An 18,418-nucleotide genomic window follows, 5' to 3' on the forward strand; every position below is an offset into this window, starting at 1 on the left:
AGCGCGGTTATTCCCCTCGATTATCGGAGCAACGAATACAATCGGTGCGTTACAGGGCAGCTATAACTCAGCGGCCGCCTTTGCTATGCTACTCGACCCATCAATACGCTACCCATGGGAGTATTACTATGATTACACTCTATGGCATCAAAAATTGCGACACCGTGAAAAAAACGCGAAAATGGCTGGATACACATGGAATCGATTACCAGTATCACGATTTTCGGGAAGATGGGTTGGACCCGGAAGCAGTTACAGCATGGATTGAGGAGTTGGGCTGGCAAAATCTATTAAACAGGCGCAGTACTAGCTGGAAGGCACTCGATGAACAGGCCCGCATGACAATGGACGAGGTGCATGCTCACAAGGTGATTCTGTCACACCCCACGCTAATCAAACGGCCACTACTGGACACGGGACAGCAGCGATTTGTCGGATTTTCCGCGGCGAACTACGCCAAAATATTCAATCTACGCACCCTCTGAATGGGTGCTTAATTTATGGTGGAACGAGAATGAAAAATGGCGCATTTGCCCTTGGACTGGGTGTTGGCACTCACAATAGTCATAGAGAGTGGCTGGAAATATTCTTTCCGCTACCGATCTTGCATCCCACGCAGCACCTAGCGGCTGCACTGGGAAATTACGATAGCAATGACACACTCAGCCTTAAGCAGTTGACGGAGCTGCAGCTAGCGCTGGAGACAGCGGGCGCGACCGATCATGCAAGCCTTGCCGCACAGCTTATCGACAGTGGCAGACCTGCCGTGGCCGTACTGCTTAAGGAAGACCTGCCACCGTGCAATGTGCCTGAGGCCTACTTAAAGCTACACTTACTCTCACATCGTCTGGTATCTCCACACGGCACCAACCTAGAAGGTCTGTTTGGCGCGCTGCCCAATGTCGCATGGACCAGTGAGGGCGCGATCGATATCAGTGAACTGCCCGCGCGCCAACTATCGGCGAGATTGCGCGGCGAGGTACTTGAGGTTAGCAGTGTCGATAAATTTCCGAAGATGACGAATTATGTGGTTCCGGGCGGAGTCCGCATTGCCCATACCGCCCGTGTGCGTTTAGGGGCTTATCTGGGAGAAGGCACAACGATCATGCACGAGGGCTTTGTCAATTTTAACGCGGGCACCGAGGGTCCGGGTATGATCGAGGGCCGTATTTCAGCGGGCGTCATGGTGGGTACCGGATCTGATCTGGGCGGAGGATGCTCTACCATTGGCACCCTGTCTGGCGGCGGGAATATCGTAATATCTGTGGGAGAGAAGTGCCTAATCGGCGCCAACGCAGGCATTGGCATCCCGCTCGGTGATCGCTGCACCGTAGAGGCTGGATTATTTGTCACGGCCGGTACAAAAGTCACGATGTTGGACGCTAACGGCATGCCAGTGGAAATGGCAAAAGCACGGGATCTCGCTGGAAAATCGGATCTGCTATTTCGTCGCAATTCCACCACAGGCGCGGTGGAGTGTTTAACCAATCGCAGTGCGGTCGAACTGAACAACGAGCTGCACTCTCACAACTAAGCCCAAGGATAGACATTCAACATGGAAAAAACGCTGGAACTATGCTGCGAGCTGATCCGTAAGCCCTCAGTAACCCCTGAGGATGCCGGGTGCCAGGCGCTGATGATTGAACGACTGCAAGCGCTTAATTTCAACTGTACTGGACTTCCCTGCGGTGACGTCAGTAATTTTTGGGCCGAGCACGGCGATCAGGGTCCACTGCTGGTTTTTGCGGGGCACACTGACGTGGTTCCGCCCGGACCAGCCAGCCGCTGGAGCAATCCTCCTTTTGAGCCTACCGTGATCGACGGCATACTGTTTGGTCGCGGGAGCGCGGACATGAAAGGCAGCCTCGCAGCTATGCTGATCGCGTGTGAAGAATTTTTAGCTGAGCAACCCAACCATGCAGGGCGGATTGGCTTTCTGATCACGTCGGACGAAGAAGGTCCGGCGGTGGATGGCACGGTCAAAGTCTTGGATTATCTGCGTGAAAGAGGCGAGTCGATAGACTGGTGCGTAGTAGGAGAGCCAGCAAGTTCCGCCACTTTAGGCGATGCCATTAAAAATGGCCGCAGAGGCTCGCTCGGAGCGACACTGACTGTGCGTGGTGTGCAAGGACATATCGCCTATCCACACTTGGCAGACAACCCCATCCATCGGCTTCTTCCCGCGCTGCATGCGCTAACCTCTGAAGTATGGGATGAGGGCAATGCGTTTTTTCCGGCCACGTCGATGCAAGTTTCGAACATTAAAGGGGGCAACGGCGTCACCAATATTATTCCGGGCGAAGTAGAGGTTGTGTTCAACTTCCGCTTTTCTACCGAGGTCAGCGATGAGGAACTGCGTCAGCGAACCGAGTCAATATTGCAGTCTCACGGGCTTGATTACGCTATAGAGTGGAATTTGAGTGGTCAGCCATTTCTAACCCCTAATGGAAAGCTGTTGGACGCCGCCATAGCAAGCGTACTGGAAGTCACAGGGAAGGCACCTGAGCTGTCGACTGCCGGGGGCACGTCTGATGGCCGCTTTATTGCGCCTACCGGAGCTCAAGTAGTGGAAGTGGGCCCAGTCAATGCGACCATCCACAAGATTGATGAACAGGTGCTGGTCTCTGACCTGCCGCGCCTGGCCGCGATCTACAAAGGTATTCTGACGCGGTTGTTGCTATAAGTCGTCTAACTGCCGTTGCAGGCCCGCCCTTGCGAGGTCGACATTATCATCGCCGGGCACAACGAGCACCTGTCCATTACCCAGCGCTGCGAGACTGGCCGCTACAACGGCGTCTGCATTCATCCACATCTGATCTGGAATCCGGCTGCGATCAAAGCCATCTTCTGCCATAGAATCGTGGAATTCCGTGTGTGTGAATCCCGGACAAAGCGCTTGCACCTCAATCCCAGAACCTGCCAGCTCCGCCTGTAAAGCCTGTGAGTAATAGTTGAGGAAGGCCTTAGACGCGCCATAAACCGCCATCCCCTTGCCCGGAAAAAATGTCCCCAGTGAAGACACGTTAATAATTCTGCCGCTACCAAGCTCACGCATAAAAGGAATCGCTGCGCGGCACAGAGTGATGCAAGCGTCAATATGCAGATTCACCATGTCCCGTTGCCCATCAATCGGCAACTGGTCGAAATGACCAAAGGTGCTAAAACCTGCATTGTTAACCAAATAGTCGACCGGACCCTGCTGGCGGATGGCCTCCATGGTTATGGCCACCCCCTCGACCGTACCGAGGTCAGCCTCTAGACAGCGCACCTCCGCAGAATCGGCTAATTCACTTGCCAAGGCGTCAAGCTTCTCCTTACGTCGTGCCACTGCGATGATGACATCACACAGCGGAGCCAACTGACGGCAAAACTCCGCACCCAGACCCGCCGAGGCGCCAGTAACCAACGCAGTAACTTTGTGCTCAGACATGAAATCTCCCAACCTTTTTAAAGTGGCCGCCTGCGCAACCCCTAGGTTAACTGTGCCACGATAACACGGTAAAAAAACGGCTCCGCTCGCCGCGGCTCAAAATAGTTTGCGGTGCACGTAAACATCATAACGCACTGACTTGCCCTCGATGCAGTGAGATGGCTTCAGCGTCGCTAGATTTGGCGCCTTGGAGGGACGCTTGACTACCACTCTGGCAGTGTCCTGTTCCCATGCCCAGGCCAACAATGCATCTGCATCCTGCGGATCTGCTGAGCACTCCAGTAACAGCTGAAAAAGGGCCATCTCCTTTTTTACGGCGGCACTTTTAGTCCGCTGTGGAAACATTGGGTCCAGATAGATTACATCCATACCCTGCACCTCCTTCGCACGCACATGTCGTGCATCTTGTGAACACAAGCGCATGCGCTGGACAACACCGGACAACCAGATATCGCTGCTGCTAGTTGCACTTTGCAAGCCGCAACGCAGCATCTCCAAAATGACGGGCTCGCGCTCACACATCAGGACCTCACAACCTAGGTCAGCGAGCACAAACGCGTCCCTGCCTAGTCCAGCGGTCGCATCCAATATCCTTAGAGGTGTTTTCTTACCGTACCCTACGGCCTTGCCCAGTAGCTCACTGGTGCCTGAGCGACTGCGATGGCGCATGCCTGGACTGCCAAAATTTACCGCCACGGGGCCCGGCACTCCTCTCCCGGTTTGCTGCAGATAGAGTGCCTGACCACTGACAACCAATACGGCTCTTGCCAGGGTAAAATGAGCAAGATCTATGCCCGTCGTTAGCAAAGGCAAACTGAGCCTGTGCGCCAATTGAACAGCACAGACTTCGTCTGCGGTGGTAGCGGCCTGCAGCGCCAAACCTTCCTGTGCTGGCCTGCTGGCATCGTTTGTTGTCGACATCTGGGTACTCGTCGTTTAATGTCTTAAGAATAGTGAAGTGCATCGCAACTACTGGCATTATAGAGGCCTGTCGACGCGGGAGCTATGCTGAACCGACCGAATCAGCAGACTTTAGTGATTCAGATAACCATTGGGAGTGCCAGGCATGTTACGCCGTCTAGTCTATTGTTTTGTGGGGCCCGTATTTCTTATCCTTAGCGCCTGCCAGGAATATGACTTTAAGGTCAACGATAAAATCGTTTACGCACCAAAGCCGCTTTTTCGCGACTACGCTATACCCGACACAGGTTTGAATGATTGCGTGAAACAGGCGATCAATGATGGGACTATCACGACCGCGCCACAGCTGATGAGCCTCGACTGCAGTTTTGCCGGTATCGAAAGTCTCGAAGGACTCTCTATCTTCACAGGCCTAAAAGCGCTGCGTCTATCGGCCAATCAAGTCCGCAATTTGGTCGAACTCAGCCAGATGGCAACATTGGAGGCCCTCTATCTTGATGACAACCAAATCATTGACCCCGTGCCGCTTTATGGCTTGGCCGGACTTCGTGAGCTCGATCTATCCGGCAATCCAAACTTGCAGTGTCCAAAGCCTGGAAACCTCACGCAGGTGACATCCATGATACTGCCGCAGCACTGTCGCTGAGTAACCCGAAAAGCGTTTTTCTAGGTGAGATCCAACCAACCAAAACCGTCAACCTGATCGGCAAAAATCACACCATCGAGAGAATCGAGTAACGATAATAGTGCGTTTTCTGCTAGCCGCCTGCTATTATTTTTTTCGCTGATATGCGCTACCACCAGATGACGCAGTGCCACATGGTTTATCTGAGCCAATAAATCGACGGCCTGCTGGTTATTGAGATGCCCCCAATCGCCACTCACCCGCTGCTTCAGATGTGACGGATAAGGCCCCCCCATCAACAGTGGAAGATCGTGATTGAACTCCAACAACAGGCCGTGACAGGCACGGAAATTATCAATCACATGGGGTGTAATGCTGCCTAGGTCGGTGAGAATCCCCAAGGTGCAACCCCCCGAACTCAGACGATACTGGCAGGGTTCCACTGCATCATGAGGCACAGCAACCGCCTTGATTGACAGACTGCCAATACTGAAATCATCCTCGCAATCAAATAAGCACTGATCAAAGCTATCATCACAGCGACCGGTACTGAACGTGCCGTGAGTCAGGTATACCGGTATCTGAAATTTGCGCGACAGTGCCGCGACACCACTACTGTGATCGGAGTGCTCATGGGTGACCAGTATGGCATCGAGCTGACTCGGATCAGCGCACAAACGCGACATTCGCCGCACAGTTTCGCGCACCGAAAATCCGCAATCGACCATGACCAGAGTATCGTCGGCCCGAACCAGAGTGGCATTGCCTTTACTCCCCGATCCGAGAGAGGCGAATTGCACTCGCTAGTTCCTCGCTCCAGACTGCACGAGTTAGTTTATATTGCCCTTTATGAGGGACAACAGTTCCTGTGCTTTGCGCTTTCCGAAGGGAACACTGACGTCCTGAGGTTGAATAGTAATGGTCATCGTCGTCCCCGTTGGTAGAGCTTTCAGAAAGACGACTAACACCTCATCGAACAACGTTTCATCGTCAGCGCTGTCCCAAAAATCGCCCCACCATCCGTCTTCATCTTCTGCGCCACCCTCAAGAAAACGGATATAGTAAGTGCCATTACTGCGGTCGCGATCAGTGATTTCAAACGAAGACTTTTCCAATGCGCGACCGAGGGACGCCCAGGCTCGATTAAAGGGCAATTCAAGTCGCAAAAAAGTATAACCATTTGGCGCTTCCTGCATGCTTATTTTTCCACTGGCGGCAATCCCCTGCTCGGCAATCATTGACACCGGCGCAGAGTCAGCACTATCCGCTAGAAACTGCGCGATTGCTCTCAACATTTCAGCGGCTTGATCGGGATCATCAGATTTGGCAGGCCACGCAGATACCGTGCCCGTCTGCTGCATCTGCAGTACATGCAACTCACTCGTCTCACGCTGCACGCCCTGCTCCATACGAAACTGGAAACGGCTTGCCAAAGGCTGCCCTTCCACTGTCAGCCAGTTGGACTCCATGACCCCAGCCCGCGCATCAGCATGGACAATCTGCATCCCTGAGGCAGCCATAAAATTACGCACCTGAGGCCACACCTGACCTGGCGCGAGACTAATCAGGGCCCAACTATCGTCGCCGAGCTTTTGCAATCGAACCACTTCCGTCCCGTTTCCGGCGGACAAAGGTACCGGCTTGGGCACCTCGAAGTCTCCTTGTGACAGGAACTTATCATCGATCTCTGGGATCACGTAAATATCTCGCAGAGGCACGCTCTCGGTCCCTGCAGGCAAAATAACCGAGGGAGTTTCCACCGCCTTTTTGTAATCCTCAGAGCTATCGCGAAATACACCCTGGTCTCCTAATATCGCCCCACAGCCGGTACTAGACAGCAACAAACCGCCCACCAATATCGCTTTCACCCTATTCACCTGCATAACTATCAAACTCCGGCTGTTTCTAGGGCCTTAAGAACCTCGGACTGATACTGCTCATCCAAAGCTGTCAAAGGCAGACGTATGCCCTCTCCGATCAAACCACGCTGACATAACGCCCACTTGACGGGAATGGGGTTGGGCTCCAAAAACAAAGCCTGGTTCAAGGGTAATAGGCAACGATTGATCGCCTCGGCTTGCTCACGCTCGCCCGCCAACGCCAGCGCACACAACTGCGACATCAGCGATGGCGCCACATTAGCGGTAACCGAAATATTTCCATTGCCCCCGGCCAGCATCAACTCCATCGCCGTGGCGTCATCTCCCGAATAAATCCCAATAACATCACCACAGCGCTTTATCAGCGCCTTGCCCCGCGCGACATCTCCCGTCGCATCCTTGATCCCTACAATATTATCCAGTTCTGCCAATCGGGCTACCGTATCATTGGCCAAATCGACGGCAGTGCGCCCGGGTACATTGTAAAGGATCTGAGGTATGTCTACCGCCTCGGCAATGGTCCTGAAATGTTCGTAGAGTCCGCGTTGGGTCGGACGATTATAATAGGGAGTGACTAACAAACACGCGTCTGCGCCAGCCCCTGCGGCCGCCTTGGTAAAATAGACCGCTTCCCGCGTGGAATTAGAGCCTGTTCCTGCCACTATAGGGATGCGACCCCCACTGTGCTTGACACAAAATTTAATCACCTCACAGTGCTCTGCGGCGTCGAGCGTGGAACTCTCGCCGGTGGTGCCTACTGCGCCAATTGCCGCCGTGCCAGCTTCCAAATGTAAATCCATAAGCCGCGCCAAGGCAGACCAATCGACACTGCCGTCGGCGTGCATTGGGGTAACCAAGGCCACGATACTGCCGGTAATCATTTGCTGTCTCCGCATCATGGTCTGTGGGGTAGGCCCAAGCGCCCAAATTGAACGCCATCATTATAAATGACGGCAGCAGGATGACAACCTTGTAGGTCAAAATGAACAGAAAGCTGCTACTGTTAATGCCATCACAACGTTAGCGCATGCAGGGCATTAGATGACACCGCCAAAAAAAATCAGGCTCGCGCTTTTGCTTTTGCTGTGCTGGGGCTCGCCTGGGAGTCTGGCACAGGAACCAACGTGGATTGGCAATTGATGGCTCAGCAGCGGGAGACTATGCAAGATTTAGCTGTGATGAACCTCGGTCGACAATTCAACGGCGACCGCAAGCTCGACCTAGCACTACTGCAGGCGCTGCTGGACAAGCCATTGGTGTGACCGGACCAGGCCAGCGAACTGCAAGCCATGGGGGTCATTATGGGTGACCTGCTCGCTGCCGAACTGGGTATGCGCTGGGTGCTCTATGAAGACAATGTCGGCCGCAGCCGTGCCCTGCGCTACCAGGAAAGCGATACCCTTCTTTTCCCTATCACCATGATTGCCAGGCGCAGGGAAGCGGGAAACAAGACTTCCGTCGTCGAAATTTACCAAAAGGCGTCCAATGTTATCGCCAAAAGCACATCTACTTTACCGTTTCAGTAGGGCATAGCAATTACAGGTACTAGCCATTAGACTAACAACCTCTAGTCGACAATCAACACTCCATGAATTCACTGCAGCCAAAATACAAGCTTGCCCCCGACGCAATGGACACGTCTACATTGTCATTTTCCGGGGACTGGGTGCAAGGTAAGAACACAGCAAGCTTCAGTATTTTACAATCTGAACTGCGCAGTAGCCGCCCCAGTCATCTGACTATTGATGGATCATCTTTAGGGGCGTGGGATTCCATTTTTATGGCATTTTTGCTGCGATGTCACGACTATTGCCATACTCAGGGCATCGCACTCCAAAATCAAAATATGCCTGCGGGAGTTGATAAACTGCTAGCTGTAGCAACAGCAGTACAACCCTATCAACCTACCGCAGAGGACTCACCATCTTGGTGGTCAACCCTCAATCCCCGACACTTACTCCGCACAGTCACCCTCGATATACGGGAATCCTTGTCCTTTACCGGCGAAGTGACTATCGCTCTGTCTCGCCTGGTCAGAGGTAAGGCCAACACCCGCTTCAGCGATTTTTGGAATTTCTGCTTTCAGGCTGGCCCTAATGCCTTTGCCATCATCACTCTCACCAGCGTCCTCGTCGGCATGATTTTAGGGTATCTCGGCGCAGTACAATTAAAGCAGTTCGGGGCGGAGGTCTATGTCGCTAATCTGGTGGTGATTGGAATGCTGCGCGAAATGGGCGTTTTGATGACAGCAGTCGTTATGGCAGGTCGCACTGGCGCAGCCTATGCCGCGCAACTGGGAACCATGCAGACCAACGAAGAAATCGATGCCATCACGACCATGGGTATATCCCCGATTGAATTTTTGGTATTACCTCGGATGTTGGCTCTGATTATTATTATGCCGCTGCTGACCATCTATGCGGATATCCTAGGCATTTTGGGCGGAGGCATTGTAGCAGGCGGTTTAGGGGTTTCGCCGATCCAATACATGGTTCAAGGTGAAGCCGCGCTGTCTTTCATTGATGTCGCGGTGGGCCTCTTGAAAGCATTGGTCTTCGCTATACTAATTGCCATAGCGGGTTGTCGCGCCGGGATCAACTCGGGCCGCAGCTCCGCAGCCGTTGGCCAGGCCGCAACCAATGCTGTTGTAACCGCTCTCATTTATCTGATCGTCGCTGACGCCGCGATCAACATCATATTTCAGCAGCTAAGCATATGACAGATTCAAAGCAAGGACAGATTGAGGTCGTTGATCTCACCATGGCTTACGGCCAAACAGTGATCCAGCATGACCTTTCTTTTACCATTAATCGAGGCGATATCTTCGTCATCATGGGTGGCAGCGGCTGCGGCAAAAGCACTCTACTTAAACACATGCTTGGTTTAATGACGCCAGTTCGCGGCGACATCTTATATGACGGCGCTAGCTTTTTTCATTCAGATGAACACGAGCAAGGCGCCATGCGACAACGCTGGGGCATCACTTATCAGTCAGGGGGGTTGTTCAGTGCAATGACTCTGGCAGAAAACATTACTCTGCCGTTAGAGCTCTATACATCTTATACCGCGGCAGAGATTTCCGATATCGTGGCCTACAAATTGGCACTGGTAGGTCTCGCGGGATACCAGTCGTACTATCCCTCAGAAATTAGCGGAGGCATGCAAAAAAGAGCTGCTCTGGCCCGCGCCATCGCATTGGATCCTGAAATCTTATTCTTTGATGAGCCCTCAGCAGGGCTAGATCCGATTAGCTCGCGCCTCCTTGACGAATTGATTCTACAAATCAAAGAATCCATGGGCGCGACCGTAGTGATCGTGACCCACGAATTACCCAGCATTTTCGCCATCGCTAACAATTCGGTCTACCTTGATAATGTTAGCAAAACCATGATCGCCTATGGCAACCCTGCGCAGCTGCGTGATTTTAATGAAGAGCCAGTGGTGAGACAATTTCTGACACGCAGCGCCGCTGCCGACATAAAGGACAGGTCATGAGTGAAAAACCGCATACCGTCGCTATTGGTGCTTTTGTTTTAGGCGCAATCCTGATTGCTGTCGCCACCGTGCTCTTATTGATGGGCTCGGGCTTTGGCACCAAAGAAACAGTGGTTATGGTATTTGATGGCTCGGTAAAGGGTCTCAGCGTCGGGGCTCCGCTCGCCCTGCGCGGAGTAAAAGTTGGAGAAGTAACCGATATTGATTTAGTTCTTGATAGTGACACGGCCAGCGCAACCATGATCGTTGAGGCGAATTTTAATAAAAACAATATTCGACAAGAAGGAGACCCAGACGTTAACCTCACAGAAGAATTGATCAAAAGTGGTCTGCGTGCGCAACTGAATACGCAAAGCCTACTGACAGGCCTACTGTATATTGAACTTGATTTTCATCCGAAAACCGCAGCGCATTTGGTAAAAATTAACTCACCTTATCTGCAGATCCCCACTATCGAAACCGATCTCGAACGCTTTACCAAAACACTACAAAACATCGATTTTTCAAAACTGAATAAACAGGTAGAGAACATCAGCAGCAGCATAGACTCTCTGGTCAGCAGCAAAGATTTTCAGGCCTTACCTGCCGGCATGAACACCACATTAACTTCGCTGCGCGAACTGAGCACGCAACTGCAGGGACAACTGGCCACGTCTGGACCCAAACTGGATATACTGCTGGACGAAACTTCCGTCACCGTCAACAATGTAAACAAAGATTTGCCGCAGCTATCAGCGCTAGTAGAAAGCAACCTTGCTGCTTTGAATGCGGCTATCTTAACATTCCAGCACGGTATGACGGGCATCGACGCGCTAGTGTCTCCGGATTCAGCGGTTCTGTACCGGTTAAACAATGCGTTGGCTGAAATGACACGTGCTGGACGATCATTGCAATCGCTGGCGAGCACTTTAGAAGAACAGCCCGAGTCAGTGATCATAGGGAAAAGAGGAGGCAAAAAATGAGGGGGAAATTTCCGCCAATGTTGTGGCTGTTGGCTCTAAGCCTATTACTAACCGGCTGTGGCAGCAGCCCACCCAACAACTACTACGTGTTGTCAGCTCAGGAGTTTCCCATTGCCAACGGTGATACACCAGCGATCGGGGTCGGGCCCATCGAGGTGCCCGAATACCTGATACGCCAAAACCTCGTGTATAACCACGACGAAAACACCTTGCATATATTTAGCCTAGACCTGTGGGGTGAACCCCTTGAAGATGGAATACAACGTGTGATGGCGCTCAACCTTTCGGGACTTTTGCACACACAGAACATGCGATTTTTCCCCTGGAACCCGCAACGAGCACCAGACTATGGCGTGAAGGTTAACCTGTTGCAGTTAGACGCAAACGAGAATGAGGCCATGATAAAAGCGGAATGGCTGGTGTACCGCCCGACCAATGGAGAGTCTGTAAAACGTCGCATCAGCCAACTCAAGCTGCCTCTACCGTCCGGCGCATCAGAACCTGAGCAGGTTGCAGAGGCTTACAGCAAGCTGCTACTGCAGCTCAGTGAAATTATCGCTGCGGACATTAAAGAAGACCAAGCAGCACAGTAAAGCAACGGTCACCTCGTGCTGAGCCATGATAGCGCTTTAGAAGTCGTCTGCGCGCATCATAGCGTCGGAACCACCGTCGACAAAAAAGACTGAACCGCAGAGATAACTGCCCTCATCGCTGAGCATAAAACGCATAACATTCGCAATATCGACTGGCTGAGCGGTACGACCCACAGGCACTGAATCGCCAAACTCTTTCATTACCTGGCCTAGTTCAGCATCAGCGAAAACGAGATCAGTCAAAGGTGTCATCGTAATACCGGGGGCCACCGCGTTCATGCGCACTCCAGCAGCGGCATATTCTGCTGCGTGACGGCGCATCCAGATGGTCACAGCCCTCTTCGAACCAGCATACGCTGTGTGCCCGTCGCGCCCTTCGATTTCAGCGCAAGCTGCCTCTTCATCACCAGACAAACAAATCTGAACGAAGGGATCATCGGTTGCGACCATTGGGGCAGAATTGGATGAGACGAATAGCACGCTACCCTTTTTCTTCTGCAATAGGCCTCGCAATCCTTCAACCGTGGCCACCACAGCAAAGTAATTAACCTGCGCAATCAGTGATAACGGTTTCGCCACTGGGGGCAGCCCCGCACAGGGAATAAACCCGTCTAGACCATCCGGTGCCAGTGAGTGTATGCCCTCCACGGCGGCCTTACGACCTTCTACCGTGGATAGGTCAGCGATGATATCGCCCTCCTTAATATCCACGGAAATCACCTTGTGCCCAGCAGCTCTCAGTTGCTGCTTCAATTCCGCGCCAATACCTGTGGCGCCACCTGTCATTGCATAGGTACGCATAGTCACTCCCGACTAGTTAGTCTCATCAATACGGTCATTAAATGGCGCCGATATTTTCAGGCAAAACCTTCATCCCACACGAGGTGCTGGGGCAAAATTGCACAAGCAAATAAACGAGATTAACAGGAAACAATCTGCGTAAAGTGACGAGGCAAGCGCATCCTCGCTAAAAGTGTCTAGCGTGAGTCTTCTACTTAACTTCCTGAATTCAGAGAGGACCCAAGAAATTTGCATTTTTCACTGTGCAGTAAATGCGTTAGCGAGCATTAAGGCGAACTAACGCATTCTAAGTTAGCGCCCGAGTGGGGCAGCGGCTACATCTTGTCGCTGACTTTGTCTGCCGCTTTCGTTGTTGATTCGCCTGCCGCCTGAACATCTTTACCAACACCCGCGACGGTGTTGCATCCGCTGAGGATCGCGACAGCGGCAATCGATAGCGCAACCATTTTGTATTTGCCATAGGATTTTTCAGTATTCATTAATGTGCACCTCGAGTGTAATAGGATTACTAGGTCGGGAACCAAATTTACCCAGCCACGTGAGTATAGTAGAGCCCTCTATCGGCTGTCTACTCTCCAGCAGGTCTACCATGGCAGACTCACTTCGCCTACTCCCGTTTCATGAGAATAGACCCTTGCCTGTATCTACCGCCCGGTAGTACCCTAACTACCGTTTTTTTAGGGAATTAACATATGAGCTCAAAGCCCCTTGTACCTGCCATTGAGGGCTGGCATACCATGGAAGCGAAACCGCACCTTATAGGCACCCAGTGCCAGGATTGTGGCACGTATTTTTTCCCCAAGCAGAATGACTACTGTAGAAATCCGCAGTGTGAAAGTACAGATTTTCGCGAAGTCGAGCTCAGTCGGACAGGTAAAGTCTGGAGCTATACCAATGCCTGCTATAAACCTCCTGCGCCGTTTGTGGCACAGGAACCCTTTGTGCCCTACGCGATTGCTGGAGTGCAGCTCGAAACAGAGCAAATGGTGATTCTGGGGCAAGTCATTGAGGGGCTCACTGTGGATGATCTAAAGGTCGGCATGCCGATGGAGCTGGTACTGCAACCACTGCACGAAACAGACGACGACATCAAAGTCACTTGGAAGTGGCAACCGCTGGCGCAATAGCCGCCCGCTGAATCTGGAGCACAATATTATGTCCAATGAAATCGCAATTCTGGGCGCCGGCATGCACCCTTGGGGCAAATGGGGTCACAACTTCGTGCAATACGGTGTGGCGGCCGCTCGCGAGGCGCTAGCAGATGCGGGAGTGCCATGGCAGGACGTCAAGTTTGTCTCTGGCGGCGCTACAATCCGCTGCGGCTATCCGGGCTTTGTGGCGGGCGCCACCTTCGCTCAGGCGCTGGGCTGGCAAGGGGCAGAGGTCAACACATCCTATGCAGCCTGCGCATCGGGATCTCAAGCGCTAGCGGCAGCACGCAACAAAATTTTGTCAGGCGAGTGTGAAGTCGCCCTCGTTGTAGGCGCGGACACCACTCCAAAAGGATTCCTGGCACCCGCAGGCGGTTACCGACCCGAAGATCCTGATTGGGTACGTTTCTACCTCGGCATCACCAATCCGACCTATTTTGCGCTCTATGCCCGACGCCGCATGGATCTCTACGGCGATACTCTGCAGGATTTTGCTGCGGTCAAGGTCAAGAACTCGTTAGTGGGCAGCAAAAATCCGCGGGCGCGCTATCGTAAATGCTTTACCGCCGAGGATGTCGCGGCCTCAGCCATGGTTGCTGACCCTCTGCGACTGATGGATATTTGCGCCACCAGCGACGGCGGCGCAGCCCTGATCGTGTCCAGCCTGGAATATGCACGCAAGATAGGCAAAGGGAACGCGCCGCGCGTAGCGGCTATTTCTACGGTAACACCGACCTTTGCCAGCGGGGTATTAGAGATGCCCGACATCGCTACTGATTCCGCAGCGGCTGCAGGAGTCGAAGCGCATGCCTACCGTTCCACCATACCCCTCAAAGCTTACGAAGAAGCAGGTATCGGCCCCGAGGACATCAGTCTGGCTGAGGTCTACGACCTGTCCACCGCGTTGGAACTGGACTGGATTGAGGATTTACAATTGGCCCCACGAGGTGAGGCAGCAGCCCTGTTGCGCGCCGGTGACACTGCCCTTGGCGGAAAAATTCCGATTAACGTCTCCGGCGGCTTGGCCTGTTTCGGCGAGGCGGTGCCGGCTCAGGCCCTGTCCCAGATCTGTGAGCTGACTTGGCAGTTACGCGGGCAGGCGGGAGACAGGCAGGTTCAAGGCGCAAAAGTCGGCATTACCGCCAACCAAGGATTGTTTGGGCACGGCAGTTCGGTGATCGTCAAGAAATAGCGCATTGGCTCAATGAGTCAGGGGTCGCGCACAGAGGCTTGCTTGAGAAACTCAATCAAATCGGCTCGCTTCTGCGGGTCCGGTACACCTGCACTCATCATTGAGGAACCCGGAAACATCGCCATAGGGTTTTCTAACCACGCAAACATCAGTTCTGGCGTCCACACAAACTGGGCCGTCTGAAACACCTCCGAGTAATAGTTAAAACCCTCCTGCTTGCCAGCAACTTTACCAAATATTCTATGCAGGCTTGGACCGTTATTGTGGCCCATGATCGCTTCAGCATAATGGCAGGTGCGGCAGGAGCCAAACTCAAGCCTGCCCCTGTCAGCATCGCCGGCAAGCCGCAGTTCCTGTGCCGCAGCCTGAGTCGATAACATCATCAGACCATAAGAGAACAAAACCACAGCGCATAAGTGATTCACGACAAACCTCCGTCTAGGGCGGCGACTGCTCGACCTGCCCTGCGTCCAAAAAAAGTGCAGTCACCTACCGACAGCCCGCTGGCAATATAAGGCGCAGTCGGTATACCCGCTGTATTGCGTCCAGCCGCATATAGACCGGGAATAATGTCTCCAAAACTACTCAGAACTTGCCCATCAAGGTTCGTATGCAAACCACCAAAAGTGTGTGCTGGGAAAAAAGCGTCCGCCACCGACAGGTCCCACGCTTTATAGGGCGCACCTTGCAGCGGCCGCAGGTAAGTCTTACTTTTTCGAAACATGGGATCGTCCCCATTGATCGCATGTTGGTTGTAGTAATTAACCGTCTGTTGCAACGCACCTAAAGGAAAGCCCAACTGCGCGGCGATAACGTCAATGCTGGAGCCTTCTGCGACCGGTAAAAAATTGTCCTGATGAAAGTTATACCCACTGCGCTGATCAGTAATGAGCCAGGCCTGCCCCTTTTGATGGTAAGTAATAGCGTCGCCCAACACGCCATGGTAAGACTCCTCAGAGATAAACCGCTGCCCCGAGGCATTCACCACGATACCTGACAAGACATTTTCCGGCGGGTATATCGGAGCGATTGCAAACCCCTCGTGCATACGTAATGCTGCGGCACCAACCGCAATGCCCATATTGATGCCATCGCCCTGATCATCTACGTTTCCCCAAGGCACAGAACACTCATAGAGCTTTGGTGCGTAAAGCTTAAGCATCTCCCGATTGTGAATGAATCCGCCACAGGCAAGCACCACACCACGCTTGGCCTGTATAGCAAGCGACTCACCTGCAACAGTGACGATAACGCCGGCGATCCGGCCGTCGCTCTCGATCACAAGCCGGTCAGCAGAAACGCTAGCGTGCAGGCTCACACCCAATGTTACTGCACGGGACAATAGAGCCTCCATCAGGCGCCGACCGCCATTCATGCCCTCAACTCCTGGCACATGGCCTCGCAGCGCTGGCTTTGCTAATTCCCGCGCTGGCCATGCCTGCTCAGTGCCAGAAAAATACAACGATTCATCACCCATGGGGAGACCCTTCGCAAGCGTCAACTTCTGGGAATAAGGAATACCCTGCGCTACCAGCCAATCAAAATGGGCAGGGCTCTCCTCGCAGTACAAAGCAATCTTATCCAGCGGGGGATTAGCGTCACCCGCTAAAGCAAGAAAACGGTACATTTCTTCAACACTGTCTTCAACCTTGAGCGCTTTTTGTAAAGCTGTACCACCGCCCGCATAGACTACACCGCCGGACATCGCAGACGAGCCGCCAAATTGCGACAGGGATTCAATGAGCATCACCTCGGCTCCCGCCTGACGGGCCTCAATAGCGGCACAAACACCCGCTGAACCCGACCCAATGACCAATGCGTCGATACTCATGTCCCATGTTTTCACAGCCGAACGCGGCAACGCAGCAGACCCCGCTGCGACGGTGGCGGCGGCAGTAGCAGCAAGCCCGGTTAACAAGCTGCGTCGGCTTAGCCCTGCATTGACAGGTCGCTTAGTCATGTCCTTTTCCTCCAGTCGGCCTTAGGGTTGTCGAATATATTCCAGCTGATCGTTGATCATATAAAGGCGGTGGCGCTCACCTTTTACGTCAAGGTTAGAGTCGCTATAACCAGCATCGCCTGCGTATAAAAAACAGATGCCACCTTCAACAAAAGCAATGCGCGGCGCATAGATGATGGCATCACGTTCAGCAACTCTGCGCTGCGCCTCTGCGCAAGTTTGACAGTCGGCAATGTCAGAAAGGCTCACATAACTCGGCGGCATCAAGCGCAGCGGATGTTCCAAATCTTGCGACTCTGCCAAAGCCGCACTAGGCTCGGCCCAACGGTGACGGGCGATCTCACCGCCATCGACCTGGACTTCCTGCTCGTCGTCTAATATCGTCAGGAAAAACCAGGTCGCAAAACGTTTTTTCGCGCCTTCGGGCGTCGTCCAGTGTGACAGGTACACCAACTGATCCGCGGTGACACTCAGACCCGCCTCTTCCCTAGTCTCACGAATGGCAGCGTTTAACGCCGCCTGATACTCGTTTCTGTCGCCGGGATAATCGGCTTCGTCCACCTTGCCTCCCGGAAATACCCACATTCCACCCATGTGCTGCACCGCTTTGTTACGCTGCACCAATAGCACTTCGATACCCTCCTCACAATCTCGCATCAGAACCACTGTGGCGGCAGGATAGACTGGCTCTATAAGATTACTTGTTTCCAGCACTGATAGTGTCTCCTGTGAAAAAGTCTGCGGTCAGTGACGGCCTTAACAAACACCGTGGCTCCAGCTCAAGGGAAAAATCGACTGATTGTGTCGAGTACACATGCGGGGCGTTCGCCGCTCTCGATCTCAATTGTCATACGCACAACAACCTGCACACTCCCCTTTACCTCTTCGGCACTAATGATTTCGCCCCCACCCCGTAGCCGACTATCCACCGGGACCGCGGCAGGGAAGCGTACTTTTTCGCAGCCGTAGTTAACCCCCATGGACGTATTGTCTACCTGCATGATCTGTGGCAAAAAAAGATTCGCCATAGACAGCGTAAGATAGCCGTGTGCGATAGTCTTACCGAAAGGACCCTGCGCCGCTTTTTCAGGATCAACGTGGATCCACTGATGGTCTCCGGTAGCATCGGCAAACTGATCGATACGCTGCTGAGTGATTGTTTCCCAGTCGCTAAAACCTAGATGCTGTCCAACTGCAGCCAACAAAGCAGCCGGATTGTGAAACACTGTTGTCATGATGCGCTTTCCCTATCGTCGAAGTCATAGGCACTATACCACCCACCAGCACTACTATGCCCGTGTCGGGGTAGATCTGCTTAAACCGTTTAATTACAAGTATTTCACACTCATAAATACCCGAAATATGGTTAAATGGTCGCCTATTTCATGCAACGTCCGTACCAGCGCGT

22 protein-coding genes and 1 pseudogene are annotated in these 18,418 nt (G+C 53.0%); 12 read left to right on the plus strand and 11 right to left on the minus strand.

Annotated features, from left to right (window positions below; all coding sequences use genetic code 11):
- The first annotated feature begins 128 nt into the window (after positions 1-128).
- Genes ABXT62_RS11975 through dapE form a run of 3 tightly spaced genes read left to right on the plus strand, consistent with a single transcriptional unit; the run spans position 129 to position 2,683 of the window.
- Entirely contained in the window at positions 129-485 is a 357-nt protein-coding gene (locus tag ABXT62_RS11975; protein ID WP_415355518.1) for an ArsC family reductase, read from the plus strand.
- Positions 486-514: 29 nt separating this feature from the next.
- Entirely contained in the window at positions 515-1,534 is a 1,020-nt protein-coding gene (dapD, locus tag ABXT62_RS11980; protein ID WP_415355519.1) for a 2,3,4,5-tetrahydropyridine-2,6-dicarboxylate N-succinyltransferase, read from the plus strand.
- A gap of 21 nt (positions 1,535-1,555) precedes the next feature.
- Entirely contained in the window at positions 1,556-2,683 is a 1,128-nt protein-coding gene (dapE, locus tag ABXT62_RS11985) for a succinyl-diaminopimelate desuccinylase (RefSeq protein ID WP_415355520.1), read from the plus strand.
- Here the strand turns inward: dapE and ABXT62_RS11990 are convergent.
- On the minus strand, positions 2,678-3,430 hold the full coding sequence (locus ABXT62_RS11990) for an SDR family NAD(P)-dependent oxidoreductase (RefSeq protein WP_415355521.1): 753 nt from the start codon (positions 3,428-3,430) through the stop codon (positions 2,678-2,680). The genes dapE and ABXT62_RS11990 overlap by 6 nt on opposite strands.
- 96 nt (positions 3,431-3,526) lie before the next feature.
- Positions 3,527-4,351: a class I SAM-dependent methyltransferase gene (locus ABXT62_RS11995; protein WP_415355522.1), complete on the minus strand. Its 825-nt coding sequence runs from the start codon at positions 4,349-4,351 to the stop codon at positions 3,527-3,529.
- 145 nt (positions 4,352-4,496) lie between these two features.
- Between ABXT62_RS11995 and ABXT62_RS12000 the strand changes: the two genes are divergently transcribed.
- Positions 4,497-4,997: a hypothetical protein gene (locus ABXT62_RS12000; RefSeq protein WP_415355523.1), complete on the plus strand. Its 501-nt coding sequence runs from the start codon at positions 4,497-4,499 to the stop codon at positions 4,995-4,997.
- A gap of 20 nt (positions 4,998-5,017) precedes the next feature.
- Here ABXT62_RS12000 and ABXT62_RS12005 read toward each other — a convergent pair whose 3' ends face one another.
- Genes ABXT62_RS12005 through dapA form a run of 3 tightly spaced genes read right to left on the minus strand, consistent with a single transcriptional unit; the run spans position 5,018 to position 7,737 of the window.
- On the minus strand, positions 5,018-5,776 hold the full coding sequence (locus ABXT62_RS12005) for an MBL fold metallo-hydrolase (RefSeq protein WP_415355524.1): 759 nt from the start codon (positions 5,774-5,776) through the stop codon (positions 5,018-5,020).
- A 30-nt stretch (positions 5,777-5,806) separates the two neighbouring features.
- Positions 5,807-6,859: an outer membrane protein assembly factor BamC gene (gene bamC / locus ABXT62_RS12010; RefSeq protein ID WP_415355525.1), complete on the minus strand. Its 1,053-nt coding sequence runs from the start codon at positions 6,857-6,859 to the stop codon at positions 5,807-5,809.
- A gap of 5 nt (positions 6,860-6,864) precedes the next feature.
- Entirely contained in the window at positions 6,865-7,737 is an 873-nt protein-coding gene (gene dapA, locus ABXT62_RS12015; RefSeq protein ID WP_415355526.1) for a 4-hydroxy-tetrahydrodipicolinate synthase, read from the minus strand.
- A gap of 243 nt (positions 7,738-7,980) precedes the next feature.
- Here dapA and ABXT62_RS12020 point away from each other — a divergent pair, with 243 nt between their 5' ends.
- From ABXT62_RS12020 to ABXT62_RS12045, 6 genes and pseudogenes are all read left to right on the plus strand, one after another.
- On the plus strand, positions 7,981-8,118 hold the full coding sequence (locus ABXT62_RS12020; RefSeq protein WP_415355527.1) for a hypothetical protein: 138 nt from the start codon (positions 7,981-7,983) through the stop codon (positions 8,116-8,118).
- 15 nt (positions 8,119-8,133) lie between these two features.
- A pseudogene (locus ABXT62_RS12025) lies at positions 8,134-8,382 on the plus strand (DUF3806 domain-containing protein); the annotation flags it as partial.
- A gap of 62 nt (positions 8,383-8,444) precedes the next feature.
- Positions 8,445-9,575 (plus strand): ABC transporter permease, encoded by a 1,131-nt coding sequence (locus ABXT62_RS12030; protein WP_415355528.1) that lies wholly within the window; start codon positions 8,445-8,447, stop codon positions 9,573-9,575.
- Positions 9,572-10,351, plus strand: coding sequence for an ABC transporter ATP-binding protein (locus tag ABXT62_RS12035; RefSeq protein WP_415355529.1), 780 nt, complete (start codon positions 9,572-9,574; stop codon positions 10,349-10,351). The genes ABXT62_RS12030 and ABXT62_RS12035 overlap by 4 nt, the downstream gene beginning before the upstream one ends.
- Complete coding sequence (locus tag ABXT62_RS12040; RefSeq protein ID WP_415355530.1) at positions 10,348-11,313, plus strand: MlaD family protein; 966 nt, start codon at positions 10,348-10,350, stop codon at positions 11,311-11,313. Before ABXT62_RS12035 ends, ABXT62_RS12040 begins: the two co-directional genes overlap by 4 nt.
- The gene (locus ABXT62_RS12045) at positions 11,310-11,906 is read left to right on the plus strand and encodes a membrane integrity-associated transporter subunit PqiC (protein ID WP_415355531.1); all 597 of its coding nucleotides are present in this window, start codon (positions 11,310-11,312) and stop codon (positions 11,904-11,906) included. The genes ABXT62_RS12040 and ABXT62_RS12045 overlap by 4 nt, the downstream gene beginning before the upstream one ends.
- A gap of 36 nt (positions 11,907-11,942) precedes the next feature.
- On the opposite strand, the gene ABXT62_RS12050 is transcribed toward ABXT62_RS12045, so the two are convergent.
- Positions 11,943-12,707 (minus strand): SDR family oxidoreductase, encoded by a 765-nt coding sequence (locus ABXT62_RS12050; protein WP_415355532.1) that lies wholly within the window; start codon positions 12,705-12,707, stop codon positions 11,943-11,945.
- Between the two features lie 314 nt (positions 12,708-13,021).
- Positions 13,022-13,186, minus strand: a complete 165-nt coding sequence (locus ABXT62_RS12055) for an entericidin A/B family lipoprotein (protein ID WP_415355533.1) — start codon at positions 13,184-13,186, stop codon at positions 13,022-13,024.
- Between the two features lie 213 nt (positions 13,187-13,399).
- Here ABXT62_RS12055 and ABXT62_RS12060 point away from each other — a divergent pair, with 213 nt between their 5' ends.
- On the plus strand, positions 13,400-13,834 hold the full coding sequence (locus tag ABXT62_RS12060) for a Zn-ribbon domain-containing OB-fold protein (protein ID WP_415355534.1): 435 nt from the start codon (positions 13,400-13,402) through the stop codon (positions 13,832-13,834).
- 28 nt (positions 13,835-13,862) lie between these two features.
- Positions 13,863-15,050, plus strand: a complete 1,188-nt coding sequence (locus ABXT62_RS12065; RefSeq protein ID WP_415355535.1) for a lipid-transfer protein — start codon at positions 13,863-13,865, stop codon at positions 15,048-15,050.
- 17 nt (positions 15,051-15,067) lie between these two features.
- Here the strand turns inward: ABXT62_RS12065 and ABXT62_RS12070 are convergent, their stop codons facing one another.
- From ABXT62_RS12070 to ABXT62_RS12085, 4 genes are all read right to left on the minus strand, one after another.
- A complete protein-coding gene (locus ABXT62_RS12070; RefSeq protein WP_415355536.1) occupies positions 15,068-15,475 on the minus strand; it encodes a c-type cytochrome in 408 nt (135 codons plus the stop codon).
- Positions 15,472-17,010 (minus strand): FAD-dependent oxidoreductase, encoded by a 1,539-nt coding sequence (locus tag ABXT62_RS12075; protein ID WP_415355537.1) that lies wholly within the window; start codon positions 17,008-17,010, stop codon positions 15,472-15,474. Before ABXT62_RS12075 ends, ABXT62_RS12070 begins: the two co-directional genes overlap by 4 nt.
- 21 nt (positions 17,011-17,031) lie before the next feature.
- Positions 17,032-17,724: an NUDIX hydrolase gene (locus ABXT62_RS12080; RefSeq protein ID WP_415355538.1), complete on the minus strand. Its 693-nt coding sequence runs from the start codon at positions 17,722-17,724 to the stop codon at positions 17,032-17,034.
- A gap of 65 nt (positions 17,725-17,789) precedes the next feature.
- Positions 17,790-18,245, minus strand: coding sequence for a MaoC family dehydratase (locus ABXT62_RS12085; RefSeq protein ID WP_415355539.1), 456 nt, complete (start codon positions 18,243-18,245; stop codon positions 17,790-17,792).
- Positions 18,246-18,418: the final 173 nt, after the last annotated feature.

This window comes from Halioglobus sp. Uisw_031, from assembly GCF_047729875.1.
Taxonomy (GTDB): domain Bacteria; phylum Pseudomonadota; class Gammaproteobacteria; order Pseudomonadales; family Halieaceae; genus Marimicrobium.